This is a genomic window from Streptomyces albicerus, from assembly GCF_008905045.1.
GTDB classification, from domain to species: Bacteria; Actinomycetota; Actinomycetes; order Streptomycetales; family Streptomycetaceae; genus Streptomyces; species Streptomyces albicerus.
In genome coordinates this window covers 232,097-255,522 of sequence record NZ_VWMY01000001.1, presented here as the reverse complement: position 1 = coordinate 255,522, position 23,426 = coordinate 232,097, and the positions used below count along the sequence as shown (strand labels likewise).

Genomic DNA, 23,426 nt, shown 5'->3' with positions numbered 1-23,426 from the left:
TTCGCTCGCGATGAACCCGGATTCGAGAAGGCCAGGTTATCGCTCTTGACGCCTGGTGTGACGCTCGGCATAGTTCACGCACATCTCCAGAGTATTACAGATATATCTCTCAGGCGGTCCGTGCTCGGAGATGCAGCCAAGCGCAGCCAGTCGACGTCGACAAGGAATGCCGAGATGCCGAAGACCGCAGCCGACAAGATCTGGGACGCACACGTCGTCAGAACCGACGACGCCGACCGCGACCTGCTCTACATCGATCTGCACCTGCTCCACGAGGCGAACACCCCGGTCGCCTTCGACAACCTCCGTGCCAAGCGGCGCACCGTCCGCCGCCCCGAACTCACGCTGGGCACCGAGGACCACGTCACCCCCACCATCGACACCGCGCAGGACCTGACGGGCACGGTGGCGGGGCCCTTCGTCGCGAGCATGCGCCGCAACTGCGCCGAGTTCGGTATCGAGTTGTACGAACTCGGCCACGCGTCGCGGGGCATCGTGCACGTCATCGGTCCCGAACTCGGGCTCTCCCAGCCGGGGTCGACGATCGTGTGCTGCGACTCGCACACCACGACGCACGGCGCCATGGGGGCGCTTGCCTTCGGGATCGGCACCAGCCAGGTCGAGCACGTCCTGGCGACGCAGACCCTGCCGATGACCCGGATGAAGAACATGCGGGTCACCGTCGAGGGCGAGCTGCCCGCCGGTGTCTCGGCCAAGGACGTCGCCCTGGCCCTGATCGAGAAGATCGGTACCGCCGGCGGCCAGGGGCACGTCATCGAGTACCAGGGCTCGACGATCCGGGCCATGTCGATGGAGCAGCGGATGACGCTGTGCAACATGAGCATCGAGGCAGGAGCACGTGCCGGTCTCGTCTCCCCGGACGAGGTCACCTTCGCCTACCTCGCCGGACGCCGGCACGTCCCCACGGGCGAGGCCTTCAACGCGGAGAAGGAGCACTGGGCGCAGTTCGTCTCCGACCCTGACGCCGTCTTCGACCGAGAGGTCCGTCTCGATGCCGGCGCGCTGAGCCCACGCGTGACCTGGGGCACCAACCCCGGCCAGACCGTCCCGCTGAACAGCGTCGTCCCCACCCCCGACTCCTTCACCGACCCGATCGAACGGGCAGCTGCCGAACGAGCCCTGGCCTACATGGCTCTCGAGCCCGGCACCGCGATGGGGTCGATCCCGGTCGACGCGGTCTTCATCGGGTCCTGCACCAACGGACGGATCGAAGACCTGCGCCAGGTCGCGGAAATCTGGCGCGGTCGCACGGTGGCCTCCGGCCTCCAGGTGCATCTCTCACCGGGGTCGGAAGCAGTACGCCGACAGGCGATCGACGAGGGACTCGACAAGGTCTTCGCTGCGGCCGGAGTCCCCTTGCACGCGCCCGGATGCTCGATGTGCGTCGCGATCAACGGCGAGGTCCTCGCCCCCGGCATGCGCACCGCCTCCACCAACAACCGCAACTTCGAGGGCCGGCAGGGACCAGGCGTCCGCACGCACGTCGTCTCCCCCGCCGTCGCCGCCGCCACCGCCGTCGCGGGCCGCCTCGCCGCCCCCTGCGACCTGCAGCTCGAAGGATGACCATGACACCGCTGATCACCCACACCGGCATCGCCGTACCCCTGCGACGGGACAACGTCGACACCGACCAGCTCTATCCCGCCCAGCGCATCCTCAACGCCCCGCAGACCCGGACCGGCCACGCCGACGCGCTGATGGCCGACTGGCGCGAGGACCCCGACTTCGTACTCAACAAGCCCGCGTACGACGGTGCTTCGGTCCTCGTCGCCGGCCGCGACTTCGGCACCGGGTCCTCGCGCGAGTGGGCGGTGTGGGCGCTGGCCGACTACGGCTTCCGGGTCGTCCTCGCGCCACGCTTCGGCGACATCTTCCGGGGCAACACTGCCGAGAACGGCCTCGTCGCCGGCGAGATGAGCGAGGCGGACATTGAGGAGCTGTGGGTCTGGCTCGAGGACGCGCCGGGTTCGCGCATCGAGGTGGACCTGGAACGTCGGACGGTCCGGTGCGGCGAGTCGCGTTACGACTTCGGCTACCCCGAACACTTCCGGCAGCGGGTCATGCGCGGTCTCGACGAGATCGCCCTCACCCTCGAACACGCCGCCGAGATCAAGGACTTCGAGGCGCGGCGGCGGGTCACGATGCCGCGTGTGACGGACAGGGCCGCCCGATGAGCGTCACGACAACCTCCGAATCCGAACGCATCCGGCGTCGGCTCATCGGCCAGTTCGATCCCGAGCGCATCCGTACGACCGAGGTGCCGCGCCACGATCTGGTCCCGTTGGAGGCCTGGGCCGCGCTCCCTGGGCTGAGCTCGCTGGTGGCGGACGCGCTGGACGAGATGGGGGCAGGCGCCGTGCTCGGCACCGACGCCGTGGCGCCGCTGGCGCCCGGGATGCGGGTGTGCGGACCGGCCGTGACCTTGCGCTATGTCGGCGTGCACGGCGAGCCCAGCACCCACCGTGCAGCGCGCGCCGCCATCCTCGCCGGTGACCGTGACCTGTACGCCGTCGCGCGGCCGGGCGATGTCGCCGTCATGGACTGCGGGGGCGTGACCTCCGCCGTCATGGGCGGGCTATCCGCACAGTGGGCGCTGACCGCAGGTGTCGCCGGATGCCTGGTCGACGGCGCGGTCCGGGACACCACAGCGATCGTCGACTCAGGACTCCCGGTCTGGAGCCGGCACCGTAACCCCCTGGCGGCTCGGCACCGGGTAGAAGCGGTCGCCGTCAATGACGTCGTGAACATCGCCGGCCGGCCGGTCAGGCCGGGCGACTACATCGTGGGCGATGCCGACGGCATCTGCATCGTCCCGCACGCGCTCGTGCCCGCCGTGGCGGAGCGGTGTCTGGCGGCTCACGCCGCAGAGGAAGAGCTGACCGCGGCCATCGCCACCGCCACCGATCTCGAAGAGCTGGTCCGCGCCCTGCGCACGACCCGCGTCGCGGACTGAACCAGGGAGCACCCATGGACTTCTCACTCGACGACCGCTACACAATCCGCGAGGGCACGGCGTACCTCACCGGCATCCAAGCCCTGGTGCGCATGGTCCGCGACAACGCCCTGTCCGACCGGGAGCGCGGCCTGCGTACGGGCTCGCTCGTCTCCGGTTACGAGGGCTCCCCACTGGCGGGTTACGACATGGAACTTGCCCGTCGTAAGGCCCTGTTCGAGGGCCTCGACCACGTCCACCTCCCCGGCGTGAACGAAGAGCTGGCGGCCACGTCGGTGATGGGCTCCCAGCTGGCCGACCAGGCCGGCAGCCTGAAAGTCGACGGCGTTACGGGCTACTGGTACGGCAAGTCTCCCGGTCTCGACCGGGCCTCCGACGCGCTGCGGCACGCCAACCTCGTCGGCACCCATCCGCGAGGCGGCGCCGTTGCCCTGGCCGGGGACGACCCGGCCGGCAAGTCCTCCTCGCTGCCGTGCGCCTCCGAGTACACCCTCGCCGACCTGCAGATGCCGACCCTGTACCCGGCCGACGCGCAAGACGTGCTCGAGATGGGCCGGCACGCAGTGCAGATGTCGCGCCACACCGGCCTGTGGTCGGCCATGAAGATCACCACGGCGGTGGCCGACGGCGCCTGCACCGCCACGGTCCACCCGGACCACGCACCCGCACCCGATCTCCTCCCGGCCGGTGACCACCGCCCCGACGCGATGCTCGCAGGCCCCAACCTGATCAACCTCGAACGCAGCCAATTCTCACAACGGCTGCCGCGCGCACTGGCCTACGCCGCCGCCCACCGCCTCAACCGGGTCCTGACACGCACGTCCGAGGACCGCATCGGCCTGGTCTGCGCCGGCAAGACCTACCTCGACGTCCGCGACGCGCTCGGCCGACTCGGACTCGGACAGGACGAGCTGGAACGCCGGGGAATCCGGCTGCTCCGCCTCGGCATGATCTGGCCGCTCGACCCCGCCGAGATCCGCGACTTCGCGCACGGGCTGCAAGAGATCATCGTGGTGGAGGAGAAGCGGCCCTTCCTGGAAGACGCCCTCCGTAATCTCCTCTACGGCCTCCCCGACGCCCCCATGATCCTGGGCAAGACCGACGACCACGGAAACGAACTCATCAGCCCGGTCGGTGAGTTGGATGCTGACCAGGTGGCCAAGGCGCTCGCCCGGCGACTCGGCGACGTCCACGGCATCGAGTCCGTACAGGCCTGGAAGGACCAGCTTCCCCGCACCCGCACCGCGCTGCCGCTGCTCACCCGGACGCCGTACTTCTGCTCCGGCTGTCCGCACAACAGCTCCACCAAGGTCCCCGAGGGCACCATCATCGGCGGCGGCATCGGCTGCCACGGCATGGTGCTTTTCACCGACGACAAGCAGACCGGCAAGGTGCTCGGGCTGACCCAGATGGGCGGCGAGGGCAGCCAGTGGCTGGGCATCGCCCCGTTCGTCGCCGAGAACCACTTCATCCAGAACATCGGCGACGGAACGTTCACCCACTCCGGCAGCCTCGCCCTGCGCGCGGCGGTCGCCTCGGGCGCCAACATCACCTACAAGCTCCTGTACAACTCCACCGTCGCGATGACCGGCGGCCAGGACCCGGTCGGCGCGCTCTCGCTGCCGCGCCTCATCCGGCTGCTCCTCGCCGAGGGCGTCAGCAAGGTCGTGGTCACGTCGGAGGACGTACGACGCACGCGAAGGCAGAGTCTTCCCTCGCAGGTCCAGATCCGCGACCGCGACGAACTCGTTGCCATCCAGGAGGAGTTGTCGGCGGTGCCCGGGGTGACGGTGCTCGTCCACGACCAGGAGTGCGCGGCGGAGAAGCGGCGTAAACGTAAGCGCGGAAAGGCCGTGACGCCCCGCACCCGTGTGATGATCAACGAACGGGTCTGTGAAGGCTGCGGCGACTGCGGTGAGAAGTCCAACTGCATGTCGGTACACCCGGTGGAGACGGAGTTCGGCCGCAAGACCCGCATCCATCAGTCCTCGTGCAACCTCGACTACTCCTGCTTGAAGGGCGACTGCCCTTCCTTCGTCACCGTCACCGTGGGCGAGGAGAAACCGCGGCGGGTCCTGCCCGCCGACATCGCGGCCGAGGACATCCCCGTACCCGAACTGCCCGACCCGGCCGCCGACTTCAGCCTGCGGATCACCGGGATCGGCGGCACCGGTGTCGTCACCGTCGCCCAGATCATCGCCACGGCCGCCGTCATCGACGGACGCTCCGTACGCAGCCTCGACCAGACCGGCCTCGCGCAGAAGGGCGGCGCGGTCGTGTCCGACATTCGGCTCACGGACCGCGAGGTCTCCTCGAAGATCCCGGCGTCCGGCTGCGACCTGTACCTGGTCTGCGACGGGCTCGTCGGCACTGACCCGATCCACCTCAAGGTCGCGGACCCGGCGCGTACCACCGTGGTCGCCTCGACCGCCGAGGTGCCCACCGGAAAGATGGTCGTCGACACCGGCATCCGCTTCCCGTCCGCCGGCCAGGTCCGCGACTCCCTCGCGTCGGCCGCCCGCAGGCACCTCGGCGTGGACGCGGCGCAGATGGCCGAGCGGCTCTTCGGCCACGAGCAGTACGCCAACATGCTGCTCGTCGGCGTCGCCTGGCAGCTCGGCCAACTCCCGGTCAGCGCAACAGCCCTGGAGCACGCCATCTCGCTCAACGGCGCCGCGGCGAAGACCAACATCCAGGCCTTCCGACGCGGCCGCCAGCTGGTCAGCGACCCCGCGGCGATCGAGAGCCTCATCCGTCCCGAACAGCCCCAGGCACCCGCCCCCGTCCTGCCGGACGCAACAGGTGTACGCGAACTGGTCAAAGCCGCCCCCGGCACCGAACTCGCCCGCCTGCTCGACATCCGCGTACCGGACCTCATCGACTACGCCGACACCGAATACGCCCGCCGGTACGCCGAGTTCGTCGAGCAGGTCCGGGTCCGCGAGAGCGCAACCGCCCCGGGATCGACGACCGTGAGCGAGGCGGTGGCGCGCCACCTCTACAAGCTGATGGCCTACAAGGACGAGTACGAGGTCGCGCGCCTCGTACTCCAGGCCGGTCTCGACGAGACGGTCTCGCAGGAGTTCGGCACGGACGCCCGCTACCAGGTACAACTCCACCCGCCGATCCTGCGCGCCATGGGCATGAAGAAGAAGATCGGCTTCGGCGCCGCATCCCGCCCGGTCTTCACCGCACTACGGGCGGCCCGCCGACTGCGCGGCACGAAGCTCGACGTCTTCGGGTGGCATCCGGTACGGCGCATGGAACGCGACCTCATCGCCGAATACCGCACGGCGATCGAGCGCGCCCTCCCCCACCTGCGCCCGGACACCCTGGCCACGCTCCTCAAGCTGGCCGAACTGCCCGACCAGGTACGCGGTTACGAGCAGATCAAGGTCGCCAACGTCGCCACGTACCGCACCAATCTCACCCAGGCCCAGGCAGACCTCGACCGTCTCTCGAACCTCTCCTCGGTCCCCGCCGAGCCTCGTTGATCCACGCCCGCTCCCTCGCACGTGCTGACTCCCACCCAGGAGAACCATCATGCTCATCCGCAAACGCGCCCCTGTCGATCAACCACGGGCCGAGGGCAGCACCCCGGCCGCCGACGGCGATGCCGGCCAAGGGACTTCACGCACGAGCCGCCTCCGTATAGGCGGGATGCCGGTGTGGGTGTTCGCGGCGATCCTCGCCGCGGTGGTCACCGCGATGTTCACGGACAGCCTGCCGCCCGGGATGTTCTCCGGATTCGTGGTGACCATGACGATGGGATGGCTGCTGACCTGGATCGGCGGTCGCGTGCCGGTGCTGCGGGACTTCGGACTGCCCATCCTGCTCTGCGTGTTCGGTCCTGCCCTCCTGGTCTACGCGGGTCTGCTGCCGACCGGCGTCATCGACTTGGTGACCACGTTCGTGGACGACGAGGGGTTCTCCGACTTCGTCCTCATCGCGGTCATCGCCGGCGCCATTCTGGGCATGCCGCGCGCATTGCTGATCCATGCGGGCGTGCGCTTCGCCGTCCCGGTCGTCGGCACCATCGCTGTCGTGTTCGTCCTGATCGGCGTGCTCGGCGCGGCCCTTGGTTACGGCTTCGCCGACGCGATGCTGATGATCGCGGCGCCGATCATGGCCGGTGGGCTGCCGCTCGGAGCCCTCCCCATGAGCGAGATGTACGGCGAACGGCTCGGCGTCGAGGCAAGCAGCCTGCTCGGCAGCCTGGTCTCCACCGTCCTCCTGGCCAACATCATCTGCATCCTCTGCGCCTCCTTCCTCAACGGCCTGGGCAAGCGCAAGATCCGCCCCTTCGTCGGCTTCAACGGGGAGGGCAAGCTCCTCCGTATCGACAACGGCTCCGAGAAGTTCGCACCGTCGAAGTCCGTCACCCAAGCGAACCTCCTCGCCCTGGGCCAGGGGCTGCTCATCGCGGGAACCCTGCTCGTCGCCGGCACCATGCTCGAACGCCTCGTCCCCGGTCTGCACGCCTACGCCTGGACGACCCTCCTCGCCGTCGCCGTCAAGATCTTCCGCTTGCTCCCGGCCGACCTGGAGGACGCGACGTCCGCCTGGGGAAGTCTGGTCACCACCGTGTTCGTTCCGCCCCTGCTGGTCGCGATCTCTATCGCGACCATCGACATCTCCGAGATCCTGACCTCCCTCGGCGACCCCCGGTTCGTCGTCCTCACGGTGGCCACCGTGCTGCTCGCCGGGCTGACGGCGGGTGTACTGGGATGGCTGGTCAAGTTCTACTTCATCGAAGCCGCCATCACTCCCGGCCTGGTCATGGCCGACACCGGCGGATCCGGTGACGTCGCCGTACTCTCCGCCAGCGAACGCATGCACCTGATGCCGTTCGCCACGGTGGCGAACCGCGTCGGGGGCACATTGGTCCTCTTCGTCACCTCGCTCCTGACCCCGCTGCTCACATGACGCGCTCTCACTGGAGGCAGGCCGCCGGCGAGAACACGCAGCCGCCCGGGGTGGCGACGACGCCGTTCGGGAGCGGGGGCGGGGCCGTCCCCGCCGCAAGCCCCGGCGTCTGTACGCTGACCGGGGCTACGACTTCGACAAGTACCGCCGCCTGCTGTGGAAGCGCGGCATCAAACCCGTGATTGCCCGCCGCGACGCCGCCCACGGTTCCGGGCTGGGCAAGGTGCGCTGGGTGGTCGAGCGGACCTTCGCCTGGCTGCACCAGTTCAAACGGCTCCGCGCCCGCTACGAGCGACGCGCCGATCTCCATCAGGGCCTGCTCGAACTGGCCTGCAGCCTCGTATGCCTGCGCCGCCTGCGAACCTCGTCTTGAGCCCTCAGTTGGCTACGCTGAACCACCCCGGCCGCACCTCGTCCAGAAACGGTTGCAGGGACCGCACTGCAGACCGCAGGTCCTGATCCGTGACGTCAAGAGGCTCTGGCAGGCTCAGCCCATACCAGCGCAGCCGCCAGAGGTCGAATACTTCGCTCCCGTCGGCTGCGAAGTCCACATCGACCTCAGTGCCGTTGTCGCTGACGAAGCGGCATCCTGCCCCATGAACCGTGTAGGAGTAGGTGCCGATGTGATCACTCCGGCCGATCCGGCGCGAACGGACCAGGCCGAGGACGTCTGCCAGCCGCTCCAGCGAGGGGATCGCCACCCTCATGGCCTCGTCAATCGCGTTCAGAGCGTGGACGTAACCGAGCACGAGGTCTCGTGCAGCCCCAACCTGTTCGATACGGCGTCACCCCCTTGAGCCCGTGGCTGAAGGGATTGTTCCGTGGGCCGCCAGCGTCTCCGCAGGACGGCATTCTGAAACGATCAGTTAAGCGCCCGCCGTCTCCCACGCAGTGCCCCCTGCTGTCGTGGTGGCGCGGGCCGCGCCCGCAGACTTGTTCCAGGGTGAGGTGTGAGGGGGCTTCTTCGCCACCGTTCTTGCCCATCAACTCGAAGACCTTGTCATCACCGGTCACTGAACCCTGACCCTGCCTCGGTCCATCCAGTGCCCACTGGACGGGACCACCTTCCGGACGCCGCCCGCGCCCCGGGGCGGAGCCGCGTGGGTCAGCGGCTCCGTGCACGACGTCCGCGAGCCGCTGCCGAATGCCTCGGTGGACGGTGTCTTCGCGCACATGCGGCTGTGCATGGCGCTGTCCACCCGGGAGATCCATGCGGAGGTTGGCGAGGTCCGCCGCGTGCTGCGGCCGGGCGGCGTGTTCGTGTACACCGTCTGTTATGCAGGCGACGCCCACCATGACACCGGCATCGCCCACGGCGAGGACATCTTCGAGCAGGCCGGCGGCCTGCGCGGAGCGATCTTCCACAGCGACAACTCGCCCAATACTCCTCGAAGGAGTTCGCCCAGGTCTGCACGGACCTCGGCGTGATCAGATCGCGCGGTGCGGTGGGCACGAGCGCGGACAACGCCGCCGCCGAGTCGTTCAACGCGACCATAAAACGTGAAACGCTCCAGGAAAGGAAACACTGGCCAGGAGCCCGCCTCGCGGTCTTCCGATGGGCGACCCGCTACAACACCAGAAGGAGGCACTCCAGCATCGCCCGAACTCCTTCGGACAACGATCAGTTACGCCGACCACCGCCGCATGACAACCGGTGTCCACGATCCCGGGTCAAGGCGCGACCTGCGGAGGTAGTTGGGCTGAAGTGGGATGCCGTTGACTTTGAGTCGGGGGTTCTCTCGATCCACACCACTCGGACCATGGTCTGCAGCGCCAAGGTTCTGGAGAAGCGGACCAAGACCGATGCGGGTAAGCGTCGACTCCTCATCCCGCTTCCCGTGTTGGCGGCTCTCGCGGCTCTGAGGGCCGTTCAGGAAGCCGAGCGCGTCACGGCCGGAGACGCTATACGAGGATGGCGGGTACGTCGCTGCGAACGGGCTTGGAGACCCGCTCAACACCCAGCAGTACCGGCGCTACGCGTACCGGCTCATGAGGGATACGGGTCTGCGTAAGGTCCGGCTGTACTCCGCTCGGTCGGCAACGCTCACGCTGCTCGCCAATGCTGGAGTGCCGGACCAGGTCCTAGCGGATTGGGCCGGCCACACGTCGGCAGCAACGACCAGGAAGCACTACATCAGGAAGAACCCCAAGACCCTTGGGGCGGCTCGTGACGTGCTCGACAAGCTGCTCTCCCTGGACGCGGCCGTGAGAAACGATCTTCGGTCTAGGGTGTGATATAGCCTCTGACCTGCGATGTTCTGTTGCTCAATATTTCTACGTGTGGGTATTGCCACATCATGGGCGGCTGGTGATCCGGCTAGGGTCTGTGCGTTGCCTACAAAAGGCCTGAGGGGCAGCCCAGGCGAAAGTCATGTGTTGGCACCCCACAGAAGACCCTCACCTCATGGCCCGGAGGACACATGGCGGGATCGCCGTTCGAGTGGATCGACGAGCAGGCCCGGGCGCGCCGCCGGGCCGGACTCGTCCGCACCCTGCGTCCGCGCCCCGCCGACTCGCCGCTCCTGGATCTCGCGGGCAACGACTATCTGGGCCTGGCCAGGCACCCCGAGGTCACAGCGGCCGCCGCGCACGCCGCGCGAACCTGGGGCGGCGGCGCCACCGGCTCCCGGCTCGTCAGCGGCTCCACGCAACTGCATGCCGAACTCGAGCGCGAGCTGGCCGGATTCTGCGGCTTCGAGTCCGCGCTGGTCTTCTCCTCGGGGTACGCGGCCAACCTCGCCGCCGTCACCGCGCTCGCGCCGCACGGCTCGCTCATCGTGTCCGACGCGGGAAATCACGCCTCGCTGATCGACGGCTGCCGGCTCGCGCGCGGCACCACCCAGGTCGTCGCGCACGCCGACCCCGACGCCGTACGCAAGGCCCTGGGCACGCACGCTGGACCCGCCGTCGTCGTCTCCGACACGGTCTTCTCGGTGGACGGCGACGCGGCTCCGCTCGCCGGACTCGCCGCCGCCTGCCGGGAGTTCGGCGCCGCCCTGGTGATGGACGACGCGCACGGTCTCGGCGTCCTCGGCGACGGCGGCCGGGGCGCGCCGCACGCGGCTGGGCTCGCGGGCGCGCCGGACGTCGTCACCACCGTCACCCTGTCGAAGTCGCTCGGCAGCCAGGGAGGCGCCGTGCTCGGTCCGGCGCACGTCATCGACCATTTGGTCAACGCGGCCCGCACCTTCATCTTCGACACGGGTCTGGCCCCCGCGGCGGCGGGCGCCGCCCTCGCGGCGCTGCGACTGCTGCGCAGGGAACCGGAACGGGCGGCACGCGCGCGTGCGGTGGCCACGACGCTGCACGAACGGCTGACTGCCGAGGGTCTCGAAGCCGTACGGCCGGACGCCGCCGTCGTCTCCGTGCGCGCACCCTCCCCGGAGCAGGCCGTGCGCTGGGCGGCGGACTGCCGTGAGGCGGGACTGGCCGTCGGCTGCTTCCGTCCCCCGTCGGTGCCGGACGGCATCTCGCGGCTGCGGCTCACCGCCCGCGCGGACCTCACCGACGGGCAGCTCGACCGGGCCGTGGGCGTGATCATCGAAGCGCGGCGATAAAGCCCTCCCAGGCTGCGGGGGCGAAGAGCAGGGCGGGGCCCGGCGTGTTCTTCGAGTCGCGCACCGCGAGAAGTCCGGCCCATGGACCGGAGCCCGGACGGGCCGTCTCGACGCAGTTGTTCATTCCCGTGCTGCGGCTGCTCCGTTGCCACCGCACACCGTGCAGTTGGGAGCTCGAAGGTACGTACCGAGGCAGGGCGGGCATGGTGCCTCCTTATGCGCCGTCAGCTACACCGGCGATGAAATCCAACGTTTCCTCGGGCGAAAGGGCGTGGACCTGAAGGGAGTCGAAGGCCTCGCTGTAAGCCTTGAGGTCTTCTTTCCGTTCGAGATAGAGGCTACTCGTCAAGTGGTCGAGAACAACCACATCCAGATCAGATCTGCTCGGAAATGAGAAGATAACGAAAGGCCCGGTGACGCCGACGTGGGCCCCAACTCCGAACGGCAGCACCTGAATCCGCACGTGAGACAGGCGCGCGGCCGCCCGGAGCCGGTCCAACTGCCGTGCCATGACCTCGGGTCCGCCGACCGTTCGCCGTAGCACCGCCTCGTCCAGAACGGCACTCAGTCTGAGCGGCGGATTCGAACGCAGTACGTCCTGGCGGGCGAGGCGCACCTCCACCAGCGCGTCGACCTTGCCGTCCGGCGCCCCGTCCACGGCGGCCCGCGTCACCTCGCGGGCGTACTCCGGCGTCTGCAGGAGCCCCGGGATCACGGAGTTCTCCAGCGTGCGCATCGCGCTGGCCTGCGACTCCAGGCTGATGAAGTCCCGGTACGTGGGCGGCAGAAGACCCCGGTAGGCGTGCCACCAGTGGTGCCGGCCGTCGTCGTCGGAACCCGCCAGCACGATGAGCAGCTCACACAGCTCCGGGTCCCGGACGTCGTATGCGTCGAGGAGGCGCCGTACGTCCGCCGGCTTGACCCCGCTGCGGCCGGTCTCGATCCGGCTCACCTTCGACTGGTGCCAGCCGACGAGCCGGGCCGCCTCGCCGCTCGTGAGACCCGCACGGGCACGCTGGGCGCGCAGTTCGGCGCCGAGCTTCCGGCGCCGCACCGCGGGACCGTACTGCATGGCCGTCTCCTTCCGACCGTCGCGCCGGCGCTATAACGGCCAGCGTCACGCCGACGGTAGAGGACGAACCGGCCGCCCGCCCAAATACGGTCGGCCGTCGCAGAGTTCACCGCTTCGAGCGACAGATATATGCATATCTCGGTGGATCGCCACCGTGAACGACGAGGTAGTGGCAGTCTGGCGCAAGCACCAGTCCGGGACCGTACTCGAAGTCATCCGCTTCGTGTCGGGCTCCGGTCCCGTGGGAAAGGGACGTCGTCGCCATGGCAGACCACCAGGAAGCATCCGTCACTCTGCCGAGCGATCCCGCCTCGGTCTACGCCGCGCGCACCTACGTCACCAATGTCCTCGCCGAATGGGGACTTCCGTCCGACACGGAGGTCGCCGACACCGTCCGGCTCATCGTTTCCGAACTCGCCACCAACGCCGTACAGCACACATTGGGGCAGTCGCCCACCTTCACGGTGGACATCGAGCTCGACCGTGACGAACAGCTGCGCATCGGCGTGACCGACAGCCATCCGCGCTTCCCGAAACGTCTGCCCGCGGCCGTCCAGCAGGACAACGGCCGCGGCATGGTGATCATCCGCTGGCTGACCGCGGAGTGCGGCGGCAAGTTGACGGTCCGGCCCACCAGGGAGGGCGGCAAGACGGTCTCGATCATGCTGCCCTGGGCCGCTCCGGTCGAGCCGGCGAGAGCCGACTGATTGCCGTGCCCAGGCGGTCAGTTGTGCTGCGCGGCGCGTCCGAAGGCACCACGTAGCAGGGCCCGGAAGGCATCGGCCGCGGGCGCCGCCTCGTCGGTGCGGTGGACGACCGAGATCGTACGGCGCAGGTCTCCCGGCTCCAGCGGGCGCATCCCCACCGGGGTCGTCGCGGTCCTGGCCACCATCTCCGGCACCACCGCGACCCCGAGCCCCGCGCTCGCCAGCGCGCACACCAGGGCGTAGCCGGGCGTCGTGACGAGGACCGACGGGGTGGCTCCGGTCCGGGCGAGTACGGCTTCCACGACCTGCCGGGCCGGATGGTCCGGCGCCATGCTGATCAGCGGCTGGCCGGCCAGCGCGGTCAGCGGCAGACGCGATGAGCCACTCGTGAGGACGTGTCCGGGAGCGGTCACCAGGACCAGCTCCTCGACCAGCACCGGCTCCGCCGACACGGTCGCGGGCAGCGGCACGGGTTCCGCGGGCTCGTAGGTGTGCGTCAGCGCCAGGTCCACCTCGCCCGCGGTCACCGCGGTGACGCCGTCCGGCGGGTCGTAGTTCGCGACGGTCAGCTCCACATCGGGATGAGCGCGGCGGAACGCGCTGAGCACCGGTGGCAGCAGATGGATCCCAGCCGTCTGGAAGGTGCCGACCCGCAGGGTCCCGCCGGACAGGCCCGCAAGGCGTGCCAGTTCGTGCCGGGCCCGCTCCAGCTCGTCCAGCACCCGGCGGGCCCGCGCCACGAGCAGCTCGCCCGCACCCGTCAGCCGGGTCCCGCGGTGATGGCGTACGAGCAGGGCCGTGCCCGCCTCCCGCTCCAGCTTGGCGAGCTGCTGGGAGAGCGCGGGCGGGGTGTACCCGAGACGCTCGGCGGCCCGGGTGATCGAGCCGGCCTCCGCGACCGCCACCAGCGCCGCGAGCCGCGTGGGGTCGTACAAGCGAGGCTCCCAGACTAAAGAACTGCTTAAGGCGTTCCCAGGATATTCCATATACCTGCTGAAGGCTCCGAGCGGGCACTCTGGGGCACATGGACGGACAACTCATCGCCTTCACCGGGGTCGCCGCGGGCATGGTCGCCATGCCGGGCGCCGACTTCACCGTCGTCGTACGCAACGCCCTGGTCTCCCGCCGGGCCGGCGTGGCGTGCGCGCTGGGGATCGCGGCGGCGCTGCTCATCCACACGGCGCTCGCCGTCGCCGGGGTGGCCGCGGTCCTGGCCGCCGTGCCCGCGCTCTTCCGCGCGCTCCAGCTCCTCGGCGGGGCCTACGTCCTCTACCTCGGCGTACGGACCCTGCAGTCGCTGCGCGAGCGGCGTACGGCAGCGGCGGCCGACGACGGGCCGGTGGTGTCGGGGAGCCGAGCCCTGCGCCAGGGGTTCGTCACCAACGTCCTCAACCCGAAGGTGACGATCACGTTCCTGAGCCTGCTGCCGCAGTTCGTGCCCGACGGGAGTCCGGCGATGCCGCGGACGCTGCTGCTCGCACTGATCGTGGTCGCGCTCGCCCTTGCCTGGTTCCAGGCGGTCGCGCTGCTCGTGGACCGGCTCGGGCGGTGGCTGCGCAGGCCGCGTACGGCCCGGGCCATCCAGGCTGTCACCGGCACCGCGCTCACGGTGCTCGGCGTCGGACTCGTCCTCGAGCCGCTGCTGGCGTGAGCCGGTCAGTCGCCCGAGCCCTTGTCGGCGGCGCGTCGCACCAGGACGGGCACGAGACCCCACAGGCCGAGGCACACCACCAGCGTGGCCGCGCCGGCCGCCACGCCTTCGGCCCGGCCCAGCGCCACGTCCACCACCAGCAGGACCGACCCGGTCAGGGCGAGTGCGAGCACCCCCATCCCGGCCTGGGCGAGGCGTGACGAGACGTCGACGACCTGGGGTTTGGCGCCCTGCTGGAACAGCCGACGGTGCAGGGCGGCCGGAGCGGTGAAGAGTGCGGCGGCCAGCACGCCGAGCAGCAGCGTGGTGACGTACGTGCCGCGCTGCATCGAGTCGAGAGACGGGAAGCGAGGCGTGAACGCGAGGGTCAGCAGGAAGGCGAAGAGGATCTGCACGCCGGTCTGCGTGACCCGCAGCTCCTGGAGCAGTTCGTTGAAGTTGCGGTCGGCGCGCTCGAGCCGTGTCTCGCGGCGCTCCTCGTGGTGATGAAGGTCGGCCATAGCTGAATGGGTAACCAATCAGCCGCGCTTTTCACTTCATGGGCCCCGAGCGGTGGCCGCGATGATCACCGCGGCCACCCCTCGGGTGGGTCACCTGACCCGGCCGTACCAGACGCTCTTCGTCCAGATCTTCTGCAGCTTCACCACATCCCCGGTCTTCGGGGAGTGCCAGATCCGTCCCTTCCCGGCGTAGATGCCGACGTGGTACACGTTCCGGCCCGAGTGGAAGAAGACCAGGTCTCCCTGCTTGCGCTTCGAAGCGGAGACATGGTTCGTCTTGTTGTACTGAGCGGCAGCCGTGCGTGGCAGGGACTTACCTGCCTTCTTGTACGAGTAGAGCGTGAGGCCGGAGCAGTCGAAGCGCTTGGGCCCCGCGGCCCCGTACTTGTACGGGGAGCCCTTTTTGGAGGCCGCTACCTGAAGTGCCTTCGTCGCGGGAGTGGCCGCTTCCGCTTCGGATGCGAAGCCGGGAGCCACGATGCCGCCACCAACGGCGGCGATGGTGAGGACCGATGCGGTACCGGCCCTGCTGAACAGCGACGGGACACGATTGAGCGCAGTCATGCGCAACCCTTCGTCAGCCGCCTGTGAAGGATGACCTGTCGGATTCGGGCTGGCGAAGTTGCCCGGCCGCAGCTGCGGCTTCACCCCAAGGGCTGCTCGGCCCGGTCATGGCGTGACCGTTCCGGCGACCCGTCGTGCTTGGGTCCTCCACTCCTGCCGATCCACTTCTGTCGACCGGTCATCCGGGCAGCGGCAGGACTCGGCGTCCGCCCGGACCGCCCCGCCGCTTCTGGCGGGGGCTTGTCGTCGGAAGGGATCTTGACGCACGAATGTCGGAAAAGCCGAGCGGAATCGGTGGTTTGTGGGGTTACTCACCACTCACCCGTTCGGGTGGACAGCCCTTTCCACAGGCGGGTGTCGAGAGGTCGGAGGATCCCCGCACCAGCACCGGAATAGTTGATTCCGCCCTGGGTGTACGCGCGTTGCGCAACTTGCGAGGGCCGGTGAAGGCAGCCGCGACTACGCCATTCAGGGGTACGCCATTTGGTCCGTTTCGACACTTGCCCGGACGCCTCGTCAGATGCCTGCGCGACGCCGGGTCGGTGTCGGTACGTCAGGTGTCGGAGCCGGGCGGCAGAGCGACCCGGCCCGCGCGGCGCTCACCGTCGAGAACGCGCAGCGCCCGTGCCAGGGTCGGCGCGTGCACCTCGTGCTCGCCCCGCTGATGCATCAGGGCCAGCGCGTCACGCAGCGCGGTGGCCTTGCCGACCAGGGCCTGCGCCGCACGCAGTCCACGGTAGGTGTCGCCGGAGTGGGCCGGGTTGATTCGGCCGAGGAGGTCGACCACCTCCAGATAACGGTCGATCAGTTCGGCCTCCGCGCGGGTGAGGGCCGGCAGCGGGGGCAACTCGGGTGGGAGCATCGGCAGTTCACCTCACGCCGGGTGGGATGCCGGTGGCCCTGCGGCTCGGGATGATCCGGTCGATTAGTCCGTACTCCCGTGTCTCCTGCGCGTCCAGGATCTTGTCCCGCTCGATGTCCGCGCTGATCCGCTCCCGGCTCTGGCCCGTGTGAAGGGCGAGCATCTCCTCCAGTTGCGCCCGGATACGTGCCAACTCGTCGGCCTGGATGGCCAGATCGGAGGTCTGGCCCTCGATCGGCTCGGCGAACGCGGGCTGGTGGATCGTCACGCGCGCCCCCGGCAGTGCGTACCGCTTGCCCGGCGCGCCCGCCGCCAGCAGCACGGCCGCGGCGGACCCCGCCTGACCCAGGCAGATGGTCTCCACTTCACAGGTGACGAACCGCATCGTGTCGTAGACGGCCGTCATCGCGCTGAACGAGCCGCCGGGGGAGTTGATGTAGAGCGAGATGTCCCGGTCCGGTGACTGGTACTCGAGGTGCATGAACTGCGCCATCACGTCGTTCGCCGACGTGTCGTCGATGGGCGTGCCCAGGAACACGATCCGCTCCTCGAGGAGCTTCGAGTACGGGTCCATGGTCCGGGTCCCCGCGCTCGTGCGTTCGGTGAACTGGGGCAGGACGTAGCGGGCGGACGGTCGGGTCATGACACACGCCTCCTCCGGGAGAGGTCCTGTATAAAATGTACAGGACGTACATGACGTTATGATGGGGAGCATGGCCTACGAGATTCCGGTGACGCAAGCCAGGGCTGAGCTCGCCGACCTGATCAACCGGGTGGTGTACGGCGGCGAGCGTGTCGTCGTGACGCGGCACGGGAAGCCCCTCGTCGCCCTTGTCTCCGCCGCTGACCTGGAACGACTCGAGAAGCTCGACGCCGAGTCGGAGGAGCAGGTGATCAGCGCGGTCTCCGCCGTCCGTGAGGTCGCGTCCGCTCCCCGCGAACGGCAGAGGTTCGGCATCGCGGCGGAGCACCGGAGCCCCGGGGCGTCGTAGGCGGCGTAGGGGTGGATGGTTGCAGGTCGTTGCCGTCTGCGGGCCGGCCGTGGTTGCTCGCGCCCACGCGGCGGAGTCGCATATCGAGCACAGCCCCGCGCCCCTGGGGACGTGGCGGTTGAGCGGCGCGTACAAGGCCGAGCGGTGTGCGAACAAGACCGTGCACCCCCGTCCGCTACTGCGGGGGTGCACGGTCGGTTCTCGGTGGGCGGTCAGTTCACCAGTGCGGGTTCCCGTTCGACCACGATCGGCTCGGTGGTCTCCTTGCGGCGCTTCAGCGTGCTGCCCAGGAGGACCGCCCCTAGTCCGAGCGCGGCCCACCAGGTCAGGGTGAGCGCCGGGCCGGACGCGGCGGCTCCGTCGAAGAACGAGACCGAGCGCAGGAGTGAGGCACCCGCGCCCGGCGGCAGCCACTGGCCGATGGTCCCGACCGGCTCGGGCAGCATCTCGGGTGCCGAGCCCGCGCCGGAGAACGGGTTGCCGAGCAGCATCATGACGAACGCGCCGAGCCCGATCCCCGGCCTGCCGAACAGAGCCGCGAGACCCGCGACGGCGGCGCTCACCGCGAGTGTCGACAGGCTGAGACCGGCCGCCTCGGCCCACCAGTCGCCGGTGAACACCCCGAGCCAGCTGCCGGCGATCGCGGCGGCCACGGCGCCGACCAGGACGGCCGCGCCGACCAGCGCGCCGACCGCGCGCCACCCGCGCAGTCCGAGCAGGGTCACCACGACTCCCGCACCGATCCCGGCCAGGGCCATCGGCAGCACGCTCGACGTCAGGCCCGCGCCGCGCGGGTCGTCCGCGGAGGCCGGGACGACATCGACCGTCTGGACCTCGGCGCCTGCCTGTTGGGTCACCGCGTGCTGGAGCGTCTGGGCCACGACCGGGCCCGCGGCCGAGGCGGTCAGCAGCTTCGGCCCCTGCTCGGTGACGACAACCGCGCCGTATACGGTCCGGTCCTCGATGGCGTCCCGGGCGGCGGCCTCGTCGGCGTAGTGGTGGATCTCGAAGGCTCCCTCACGGCTTTCGAGTTGCTGCTGCACCTGGGCGGTCGCGGTCGCCGGACCGGCCACGCCGAGCGGCAGGTCGTGCGGCGCGGTGCGGGCCGCGGGCCAGGCGAAGGCCCACAGGGCGAGGGCCGCCAGGACGGGGACCAGCACGACGACGGCGGCGATGCGGCGGCCGTGCGAGGGCGGTGGCGCGGTTCCGGTGGGCGTAGCGGATGTGGCGGACATGGTCTCCCTCGATTCGGATACGGGTGGTGTTCGGCTCCTGCCGGCTTCTCGCGGGGTCGGGAGGAGCCGTTGCGCGAAAAAGAAGGATCGTTCGTTTTGGGCATGCCATCACTGTCCTGCCGGTGTGCGGCCTTGTCAAGAAGGAATGTTCGTTTTACTTTGTTCGCATGGCCCGCGTATCCCAGGAACACCTCGACGCCCGTCGCCGCCAGATCCTCGACGGAGCGGCCCGCTGCTTCGCCCGCAACGGGTTCCACGCCACGTCGATGCAAGACGTGCTGAAGGAGGTGGACCTCTCGGCAGGGGCCGTCTACCGCTACTTCGCCGGCAAGGACGAGCTGATCGCCGCCATCGTCACCGAGGTCCTCCAGACCTTGCGCAACGCCTTCGAGGAAGCCGCCCGGCAGACCCCGCCCCCGCCGCCCGATGTCCTCGTGGGCTGGGTCATGGAAGAGGTGCTCGGCATGGGGAGCGACCGCCGTGGAAAGGGAGGTCTGACCTGGGAAGGGGAGGGTGGCTTCCCTCGGCTGATGGTCCAGGTCTGGACGGAGACGACGCGCAACGAGGAACTGTCGGCGCTGATGAATGACGGCTTCGTCAAGGTGCGCGCTGCCTGGACGAAGATCGTCGAGGGCTACCAGGAGGCCGGGATGATGCGCGCGGACATCCCAGCCGACCATGTCGCCAGAACCATGATCGCCACCGCGCAGGGTTTCGCCGCCCAGCAGGCCCTTTTCGGCCCGATTCCCGTCCAGGTGATCCAGGACGGTCTACGGGCGTTGATGAGCGTGGAGATGCCGCGCTGACGAGCGCCGGCGAGCCGGGAGCCGACGCGGTGAGCCTCCTAGGGCCTGTCTGACAATTCCCGTCGTCGCCCGGAGGGCGGCCGCGCGGCGTCAGGTGCGTGCTCTGGGGGTCCCCCCGGCCGGAGGCTGGGGGAGTGCCGGGCGCAGACCCTCGTACTGGACGTACTTGGGTCTGTGCCCGGTGCGGCGAGTGGGGGCACCTCCCACGCCCTTGAAGGCAGTGGGGGAGCGTGCATGGCGTCGCGAGGCAGACGGGAATTGTCAGACAGGCCCTGGATCCCCGCCTGGCGGTTAACGTCCCTGAAATCCCGCGCAACTAGCCTGCACCACCACGTCACCAGGGGTTTTCGCAGCCCGGACGCGCAGAGTCGCGCATTCCGGCCGCGTACCGCAGTCACGTACTGCATCCAGATCCTTCGTGGTGGCTGCGGCAACCGGACCCCGCACGGTCCGGAGCGAGGACTGTGAGGTGGACGCCGTGCAACTGACGCCGCACGAGCAGGAGAGGCTGCTCATCCATGTGGCCGCCGATGTGGCCGAGAAGCGCCGCGCCCGGGGACTGAAACTGAACCACCCCGAGGCCGTCGCCCTGATCACCTCGCACATTCTCGAAGGAGCCCGGGACGGCCGCACCGTGGCCGAACTCATGAACTCCGGGCGCAAGATCCTCACCCGCGAGGACGTCATGGAGGGCATCCCCGAGATGATCCACGACGTCCAGGTGGAGGCCACCTTCCCGGACGGCACCAAGCTCGTCACCGTCCACGACCCGATCGTCTGACGGGGGAGCGGCACCCATGATTCCCGGAGAGATCCTGTTCGCCGACGGACCCGTCGCCTTCAACGAAGGCCTCGAGGTCACCCGGCTCACCGTCCTCAACGCCGCCGACCGGCCCGTCCAGGTCGGCTCCCACTACCACTTCGCCGAGGCCAACCCCGGTCTTGACTTCGACCGCGCCGCCGCGCGCGGCAAGCGGCTCAACGTCTCCGCCGGCACCGCCGTGCGTTTCGAGCCCGGGATCCCCGTCGACGTCGAACTCGTTCCGCTCACCGGCGCCCGTGTCGTGCCCGGCCTGCGCGGTGAGACCGGAGGTGCCCTCGATGCCTGAGATCTCGCGTGCCGCGTACGCCGATCTGTTCGGCCCCACCACTGGCGACCGGATCCGGCTCGCCGACACCGATCTGCTGATCGAGATCGAGGAGGATCGTTCCGGCGGTCCCGGACGCGCCGGTGACGAGGCCGTGTTCGGCGGTGGCAAGGTCATCCGCGAGTCCATGGGCCAGGCGCGTGCTACGCGCGCAGACGGCACTCCGGACACGGTCATCACGGGTGCGGTGATCGTCGACCACTGGGGGATCGTCAAGGCCGACATCGGCATCCGCGACGGCCGGATCACCGGCATCGGCAAGGCGGGCAACCCCGACACCATGGACGGGGTGCACCCGGATCTCGTCATCGGTCCGGAGACCGAGATCATCGCGGGCAACGGGCGGATCCTGACGGCGGGTGCCATCGACGCCCATGTGCACCTGATCTGTCCGCAGATCGCCGATGAGGCGCTCGCCTCCGGGATCACGACGCTCGTCGGCGGCGGCACAGGGCCCGCCGAGGGGTCCAAGGCCACGACCGTCACCCCCGGCCCCTGGCACCTGGCCCGGATGCTGGAGGCGATGGAGGAGTACCCGCTCAACTTCGGGCTGCTCGGCAAGGGCAACACCGTCTCGCAGGAGGCGATGCTGTCGCAGCTGCGCGGCGGGGCGCTCGGCCTCAAGCTGCACGAGGACTGGGGCTCCACGCCCGCCGTCATCGACGCCGCGCTCACGGTGGCCGACCGGACGGGCGCGCAGATCGCCATCCACACGGACACGCTCAACGAGGCCGGGTTCGTGGGCGACACGCTCGCCGCGATCGCGGGGCGCACGATCCACGCGTACCACACCGAAGGTGCCGGCGGCGGGCACGCGCCGGACATCATGACGGTGGTCTCCGAGGGGCACGTGCTGCCCAGTTCGACCAACCCGACCCGGCCCTACACCGTCAACACCGCCGAGGAACACCTCGACATGCTGATGGTCTGCCACCACCTCAACGCGGCCGTCCCCGAGGACCTCGCCTTCGCCGAGTCCCGGATCCGGCCCACCACCATCGGGGCCGAGGACATCCTGCACGACCTCGGCGCGATCTCGATCATCTCCTCCGACGCGCAGGCCATGGGGCGCGTGGGTGAGGTCATCATGCGCACGTGGCAGACCGCGCACGTCATGAAGCGGCGGCGGGGCGCGCTGCCCGGCGACGGGCGCGCTGACAACCACCGGGTACGTCGCTATGTCGCCAAATACACGATCAACCCCGCCCTCGCCCAGGGGCTCGCCCGCGAAGTCGGCTCCGTCGAGACCGGGAAGCTCGCCGACCTGGTGCTGTGGGAGCCCGCGTTCTTCGGTGTCAAGCCGCATCTCGTCGTCAAGGGCGGGCAGATCGCCTACGCGCAGATGGGCGACGCCAACGCGTCCATCCCCACGCCGCAGCCGATCCTGCCCCGGCCGATGTTCGGGGCGATCGGGCGGGCCCCCGCCTCCAACTCCTTCAACTTCGTGGCGCCGATCGCTATCGAGGACGGGCTGCCGGAGCGGCTCGGGCTCGGGAAGCGGTTCGTGCCGATCGAGTCGACGCGCGAGGTGACCAAGGCGGACATGCGGGAGAACGACGCGCGGCCGCGGGTGCAGGTCGATCCCGACAGCTTCGCAGTCGCGATCGACGGGGAGCTGGTCGAGGCGACGCCCGCCGCTGAACTGCCCATGGCTCAGCGGTACTTCCTCTTCTGACTCTTCTGAGCTCGTCCGATTCTGAACTCTTCACTCTTCCGAGGCTCGTCATGTCGCGTGCTGCACTGCTTGTTCTGGCCGACGGTCGGTTCCCTGCCGGAGGGCATGCCCACTCCGGTGGGGCCGAGGCCGCCGTCAAGGCTGGGCGGGTCTCCGGGGCGGGGAGCCTGGAGGAGTTCTGCCGGGGGCGGTTGCATACGGCCGGGCTTGTGGCCGCGTCGTTGGCCGCGGGGGCCGTGCTCGGGCTTGATCCTGTGGAGTTGGACGGGGCTGCGGACGCCCGTACGCCGTCGCCGGCTCTGCGGACGGCGGCGCGCAGGCTGGGGCGCCAGCTGATGCGGGCCGCGCGGGCGACCTGGCCCTCCGCCGAACTCGACGCGCTGGCGAGGGAGTTCCCCAAGGGGGCCCATCAGCCGGTCGTCCTCGGGCTGGCGGCCCGGGCCGCGGGGCTCGGGGCGGAGGATGCGGCGTACTGCGCCGTGTACGAGAGTGTCAGTGGGCCCGCGAGTGCGACGGTGCGGTTGCTGAGTCTTGATCCGTTCGATGCCACGGGGGTTCTGGCGCGGTTGGCTCCCGATCTCGACCGGGTCGCTCATCAGGCGGTTGAGGCCGCGCGGTGTGCTCTTGTCAACGGGGTCGATGCGTTGCCCGCGGCGTCCGCTCCGCTGTTGGAGATCAGTGCGGAGGTGCATGCTGCTTGGCCTGTACGTCTCTTTGCCTCGTAGGGGTCTGCGGCGGAGCCGCTGATGGGAGGAGT

Annotated in this window: 23 protein-coding genes, 4 pseudogenes and 1 riboswitch; of the genes and pseudogenes, 18 read left to right on the top strand and 9 right to left on the bottom strand. The window is 69.5% G+C overall.

What is annotated here, in order from left to right:
* Positions 1–174: 174 nt before the first annotated feature.
* The 6 genes and pseudogenes from leuC to GAS53_RS01180 all read left to right on the top strand — a co-directional run.
* Positions 175–1,584 carry a 3-isopropylmalate dehydratase large subunit gene (gene leuC / locus GAS53_RS01205; RefSeq protein ID WP_151475465.1) on the top strand — a complete coding sequence of 470 codons (1,410 nt, stop codon included), beginning with the start codon at positions 175–177 and terminating at the stop codon, positions 1,582–1,584.
* A gap of 2 nt (positions 1,585–1,586) precedes the next feature.
* A complete protein-coding gene (leuD, locus tag GAS53_RS01200) occupies positions 1,587–2,195 on the top strand; it encodes a 3-isopropylmalate dehydratase small subunit (RefSeq protein ID WP_151475464.1) in 609 nt (202 codons plus the stop codon).
* Positions 2,192–2,974 carry an RraA family protein gene (locus tag GAS53_RS01195; RefSeq protein ID WP_151475463.1) on the top strand — a complete coding sequence of 261 codons (783 nt, stop codon included), beginning with the start codon at positions 2,192–2,194 and terminating at the stop codon, positions 2,972–2,974. The genes leuD and GAS53_RS01195 overlap by 4 nt, the downstream gene beginning before the upstream one ends.
* A 14-nt stretch (positions 2,975–2,988) precedes the next feature.
* Positions 2,989–6,468 (top strand): indolepyruvate ferredoxin oxidoreductase family protein, encoded by a 3,480-nt coding sequence (locus tag GAS53_RS01190; RefSeq protein WP_151475462.1) that lies wholly within the window; start codon positions 2,989–2,991, stop codon positions 6,466–6,468.
* Between the two features lie 49 nt (positions 6,469–6,517).
* Positions 6,518–7,900, top strand: coding sequence for a 2-hydroxycarboxylate transporter family protein (locus GAS53_RS01185; protein ID WP_151475461.1), 1,383 nt, complete (start codon positions 6,518–6,520; stop codon positions 7,898–7,900).
* 79 nt (positions 7,901–7,979) lie between these two features.
* Positions 7,980–8,273, top strand: a pseudogene (locus tag GAS53_RS01180) (transposase); the annotation flags it as partial.
* Positions 8,274–8,277: 4 nt separating this feature from the next.
* On the opposite strand, the gene GAS53_RS01175 reads toward GAS53_RS01180, so the two are convergent.
* Positions 8,278–8,649, bottom strand: a complete 372-nt coding sequence (locus GAS53_RS01175; protein ID WP_225858643.1) for a DUF6896 domain-containing protein — start codon at positions 8,647–8,649, stop codon at positions 8,278–8,280.
* A gap of 367 nt (positions 8,650–9,016) precedes the next feature.
* On the opposite strand from GAS53_RS01175, the pseudogene GAS53_RS57930 reads away from it, so the two are divergent.
* From GAS53_RS57930 to GAS53_RS01155, 4 genes and pseudogenes are all read left to right on the top strand, one after another.
* Positions 9,017–9,103 (top strand): annotated as a pseudogene (locus GAS53_RS57930) (SAM-dependent methyltransferase); the annotation flags it as partial.
* A 132-nt stretch (positions 9,104–9,235) separates the two neighbouring features.
* Positions 9,236–9,548 (top strand): annotated as a pseudogene (locus GAS53_RS55935) (integrase core domain-containing protein); the annotation flags it as partial.
* Positions 9,549–9,826: 278 nt separating this feature from the next.
* Positions 9,827–10,135, top strand: a pseudogene (locus GAS53_RS01160) (tyrosine-type recombinase/integrase); the annotation flags it as partial.
* Between the two features lie 185 nt (positions 10,136–10,320).
* Positions 10,321–11,457 carry an 8-amino-7-oxononanoate synthase gene (locus tag GAS53_RS01155; RefSeq protein WP_151475457.1) on the top strand — a complete coding sequence of 379 codons (1,137 nt, stop codon included), beginning with the start codon at positions 10,321–10,323 and terminating at the stop codon, positions 11,455–11,457.
* On the opposite strand, the gene GAS53_RS01150 is transcribed toward GAS53_RS01155, so the two are convergent.
* Both GAS53_RS01150 and GAS53_RS01145 read right to left on the bottom strand, forming a co-directional pair.
* Positions 11,438–11,662 (bottom strand): DUF397 domain-containing protein, encoded by a 225-nt coding sequence (locus tag GAS53_RS01150; protein WP_151475456.1) that lies wholly within the window; start codon positions 11,660–11,662, stop codon positions 11,438–11,440. The two genes, GAS53_RS01155 and GAS53_RS01150, sit on opposite strands and share 20 nt — an antisense overlap.
* 9 nt (positions 11,663–11,671) lie before the next feature.
* Positions 11,672–12,529 carry a helix-turn-helix domain-containing protein gene (locus tag GAS53_RS01145; protein WP_151475455.1) on the bottom strand — a complete coding sequence of 286 codons (858 nt, stop codon included), beginning with the start codon at positions 12,527–12,529 and terminating at the stop codon, positions 11,672–11,674.
* A 263-nt stretch (positions 12,530–12,792) separates the two neighbouring features.
* On the opposite strand from GAS53_RS01145, the gene GAS53_RS01140 reads away from it, so the two are divergent.
* A complete protein-coding gene (locus GAS53_RS01140; RefSeq protein ID WP_151475454.1) occupies positions 12,793–13,236 on the top strand; it encodes an ATP-binding protein in 444 nt (147 codons plus the stop codon).
* 17 nt (positions 13,237–13,253) lie between these two features.
* Here GAS53_RS01140 and GAS53_RS01135 read toward each other — a convergent pair whose 3' ends face one another.
* A complete protein-coding gene (locus GAS53_RS01135; RefSeq protein ID WP_151475453.1) occupies positions 13,254–14,171 on the bottom strand; it encodes a LysR family transcriptional regulator in 918 nt (305 codons plus the stop codon).
* Positions 14,172–14,260: 89 nt separating this feature from the next.
* On the opposite strand from GAS53_RS01135, the gene GAS53_RS01130 reads away from it, so the two are divergent.
* Complete coding sequence (locus GAS53_RS01130) at positions 14,261–14,887, top strand: LysE family translocator (protein WP_151475452.1); 627 nt, start codon at positions 14,261–14,263, stop codon at positions 14,885–14,887.
* A gap of 5 nt (positions 14,888–14,892) precedes the next feature.
* On the opposite strand, the gene GAS53_RS01125 is transcribed toward GAS53_RS01130, so the two are convergent.
* The 4 genes from GAS53_RS01125 to GAS53_RS01110 all read right to left on the bottom strand — a co-directional run bounded on the left by GAS53_RS01125 (position 14,893) and on the right by GAS53_RS01110 (position 17,456).
* Positions 14,893–15,387 carry a DUF6328 family protein gene (locus GAS53_RS01125; RefSeq protein WP_151475451.1) on the bottom strand — a complete coding sequence of 165 codons (495 nt, stop codon included), beginning with the start codon at positions 15,385–15,387 and terminating at the stop codon, positions 14,893–14,895.
* A gap of 90 nt (positions 15,388–15,477) precedes the next feature.
* On the bottom strand, positions 15,478–15,951 hold the full coding sequence (locus GAS53_RS01120) for a C40 family peptidase (RefSeq protein ID WP_151475450.1): 474 nt from the start codon (positions 15,949–15,951) through the stop codon (positions 15,478–15,480).
* Between the two features lie 3 nt (positions 15,952–15,954).
* A riboswitch (cyclic di-AMP (ydaO/yuaA leader) is annotated at positions 15,955–16,134 on the bottom strand.
* A gap of 370 nt (positions 16,135–16,504) precedes the next feature.
* A complete protein-coding gene (locus GAS53_RS01115; RefSeq protein ID WP_151475449.1) occupies positions 16,505–16,813 on the bottom strand; it encodes a hypothetical protein in 309 nt (102 codons plus the stop codon).
* Positions 16,814–16,820: 7 nt separating this feature from the next.
* On the bottom strand, positions 16,821–17,456 hold the full coding sequence (locus tag GAS53_RS01110; RefSeq protein ID WP_151475448.1) for an ATP-dependent Clp protease proteolytic subunit: 636 nt from the start codon (positions 17,454–17,456) through the stop codon (positions 16,821–16,823).
* A gap of 70 nt (positions 17,457–17,526) precedes the next feature.
* On the opposite strand from GAS53_RS01110, the gene GAS53_RS01105 reads away from it, so the two are divergent.
* Complete coding sequence (locus tag GAS53_RS01105) at positions 17,527–17,805, top strand: type II toxin-antitoxin system Phd/YefM family antitoxin (protein ID WP_151475447.1); 279 nt, start codon at positions 17,527–17,529, stop codon at positions 17,803–17,805.
* A gap of 212 nt (positions 17,806–18,017) precedes the next feature.
* On the opposite strand, the gene GAS53_RS01100 is transcribed toward GAS53_RS01105, so the two are convergent.
* Entirely contained in the window at positions 18,018–19,040 is a 1,023-nt protein-coding gene (locus tag GAS53_RS01100) for an ABC transporter permease (RefSeq protein ID WP_151475446.1), read from the bottom strand.
* Between the two features lie 167 nt (positions 19,041–19,207).
* Here GAS53_RS01100 and GAS53_RS01095 point away from each other — a divergent pair, with 167 nt between their 5' ends.
* From GAS53_RS01095 to GAS53_RS01075, 5 genes are all read left to right on the top strand, one after another.
* Positions 19,208–19,846, top strand: a complete 639-nt coding sequence (locus GAS53_RS01095) for a TetR/AcrR family transcriptional regulator (protein ID WP_151475445.1) — start codon at positions 19,208–19,210, stop codon at positions 19,844–19,846.
* A gap of 478 nt (positions 19,847–20,324) precedes the next feature.
* Positions 20,325–20,627: an urease subunit gamma gene (locus GAS53_RS01090; RefSeq protein ID WP_033325080.1), complete on the top strand. Its 303-nt coding sequence runs from the start codon at positions 20,325–20,327 to the stop codon at positions 20,625–20,627.
* A gap of 16 nt (positions 20,628–20,643) precedes the next feature.
* Positions 20,644–20,955: an urease subunit beta gene (locus tag GAS53_RS01085; protein ID WP_151475444.1), complete on the top strand. Its 312-nt coding sequence runs from the start codon at positions 20,644–20,646 to the stop codon at positions 20,953–20,955.
* Complete coding sequence (locus tag GAS53_RS01080) at positions 20,948–22,669, top strand: urease subunit alpha (protein ID WP_151475443.1); 1,722 nt, start codon at positions 20,948–20,950, stop codon at positions 22,667–22,669. The genes GAS53_RS01085 and GAS53_RS01080 overlap by 8 nt, the downstream gene beginning before the upstream one ends.
* A 50-nt stretch (positions 22,670–22,719) precedes the next feature.
* Positions 22,720–23,394, top strand: a complete 675-nt coding sequence (locus GAS53_RS01075) for an urease accessory protein UreF (RefSeq protein WP_151475442.1) — start codon at positions 22,720–22,722, stop codon at positions 23,392–23,394.
* Positions 23,395–23,426 lie beyond the last annotated feature (32 nt).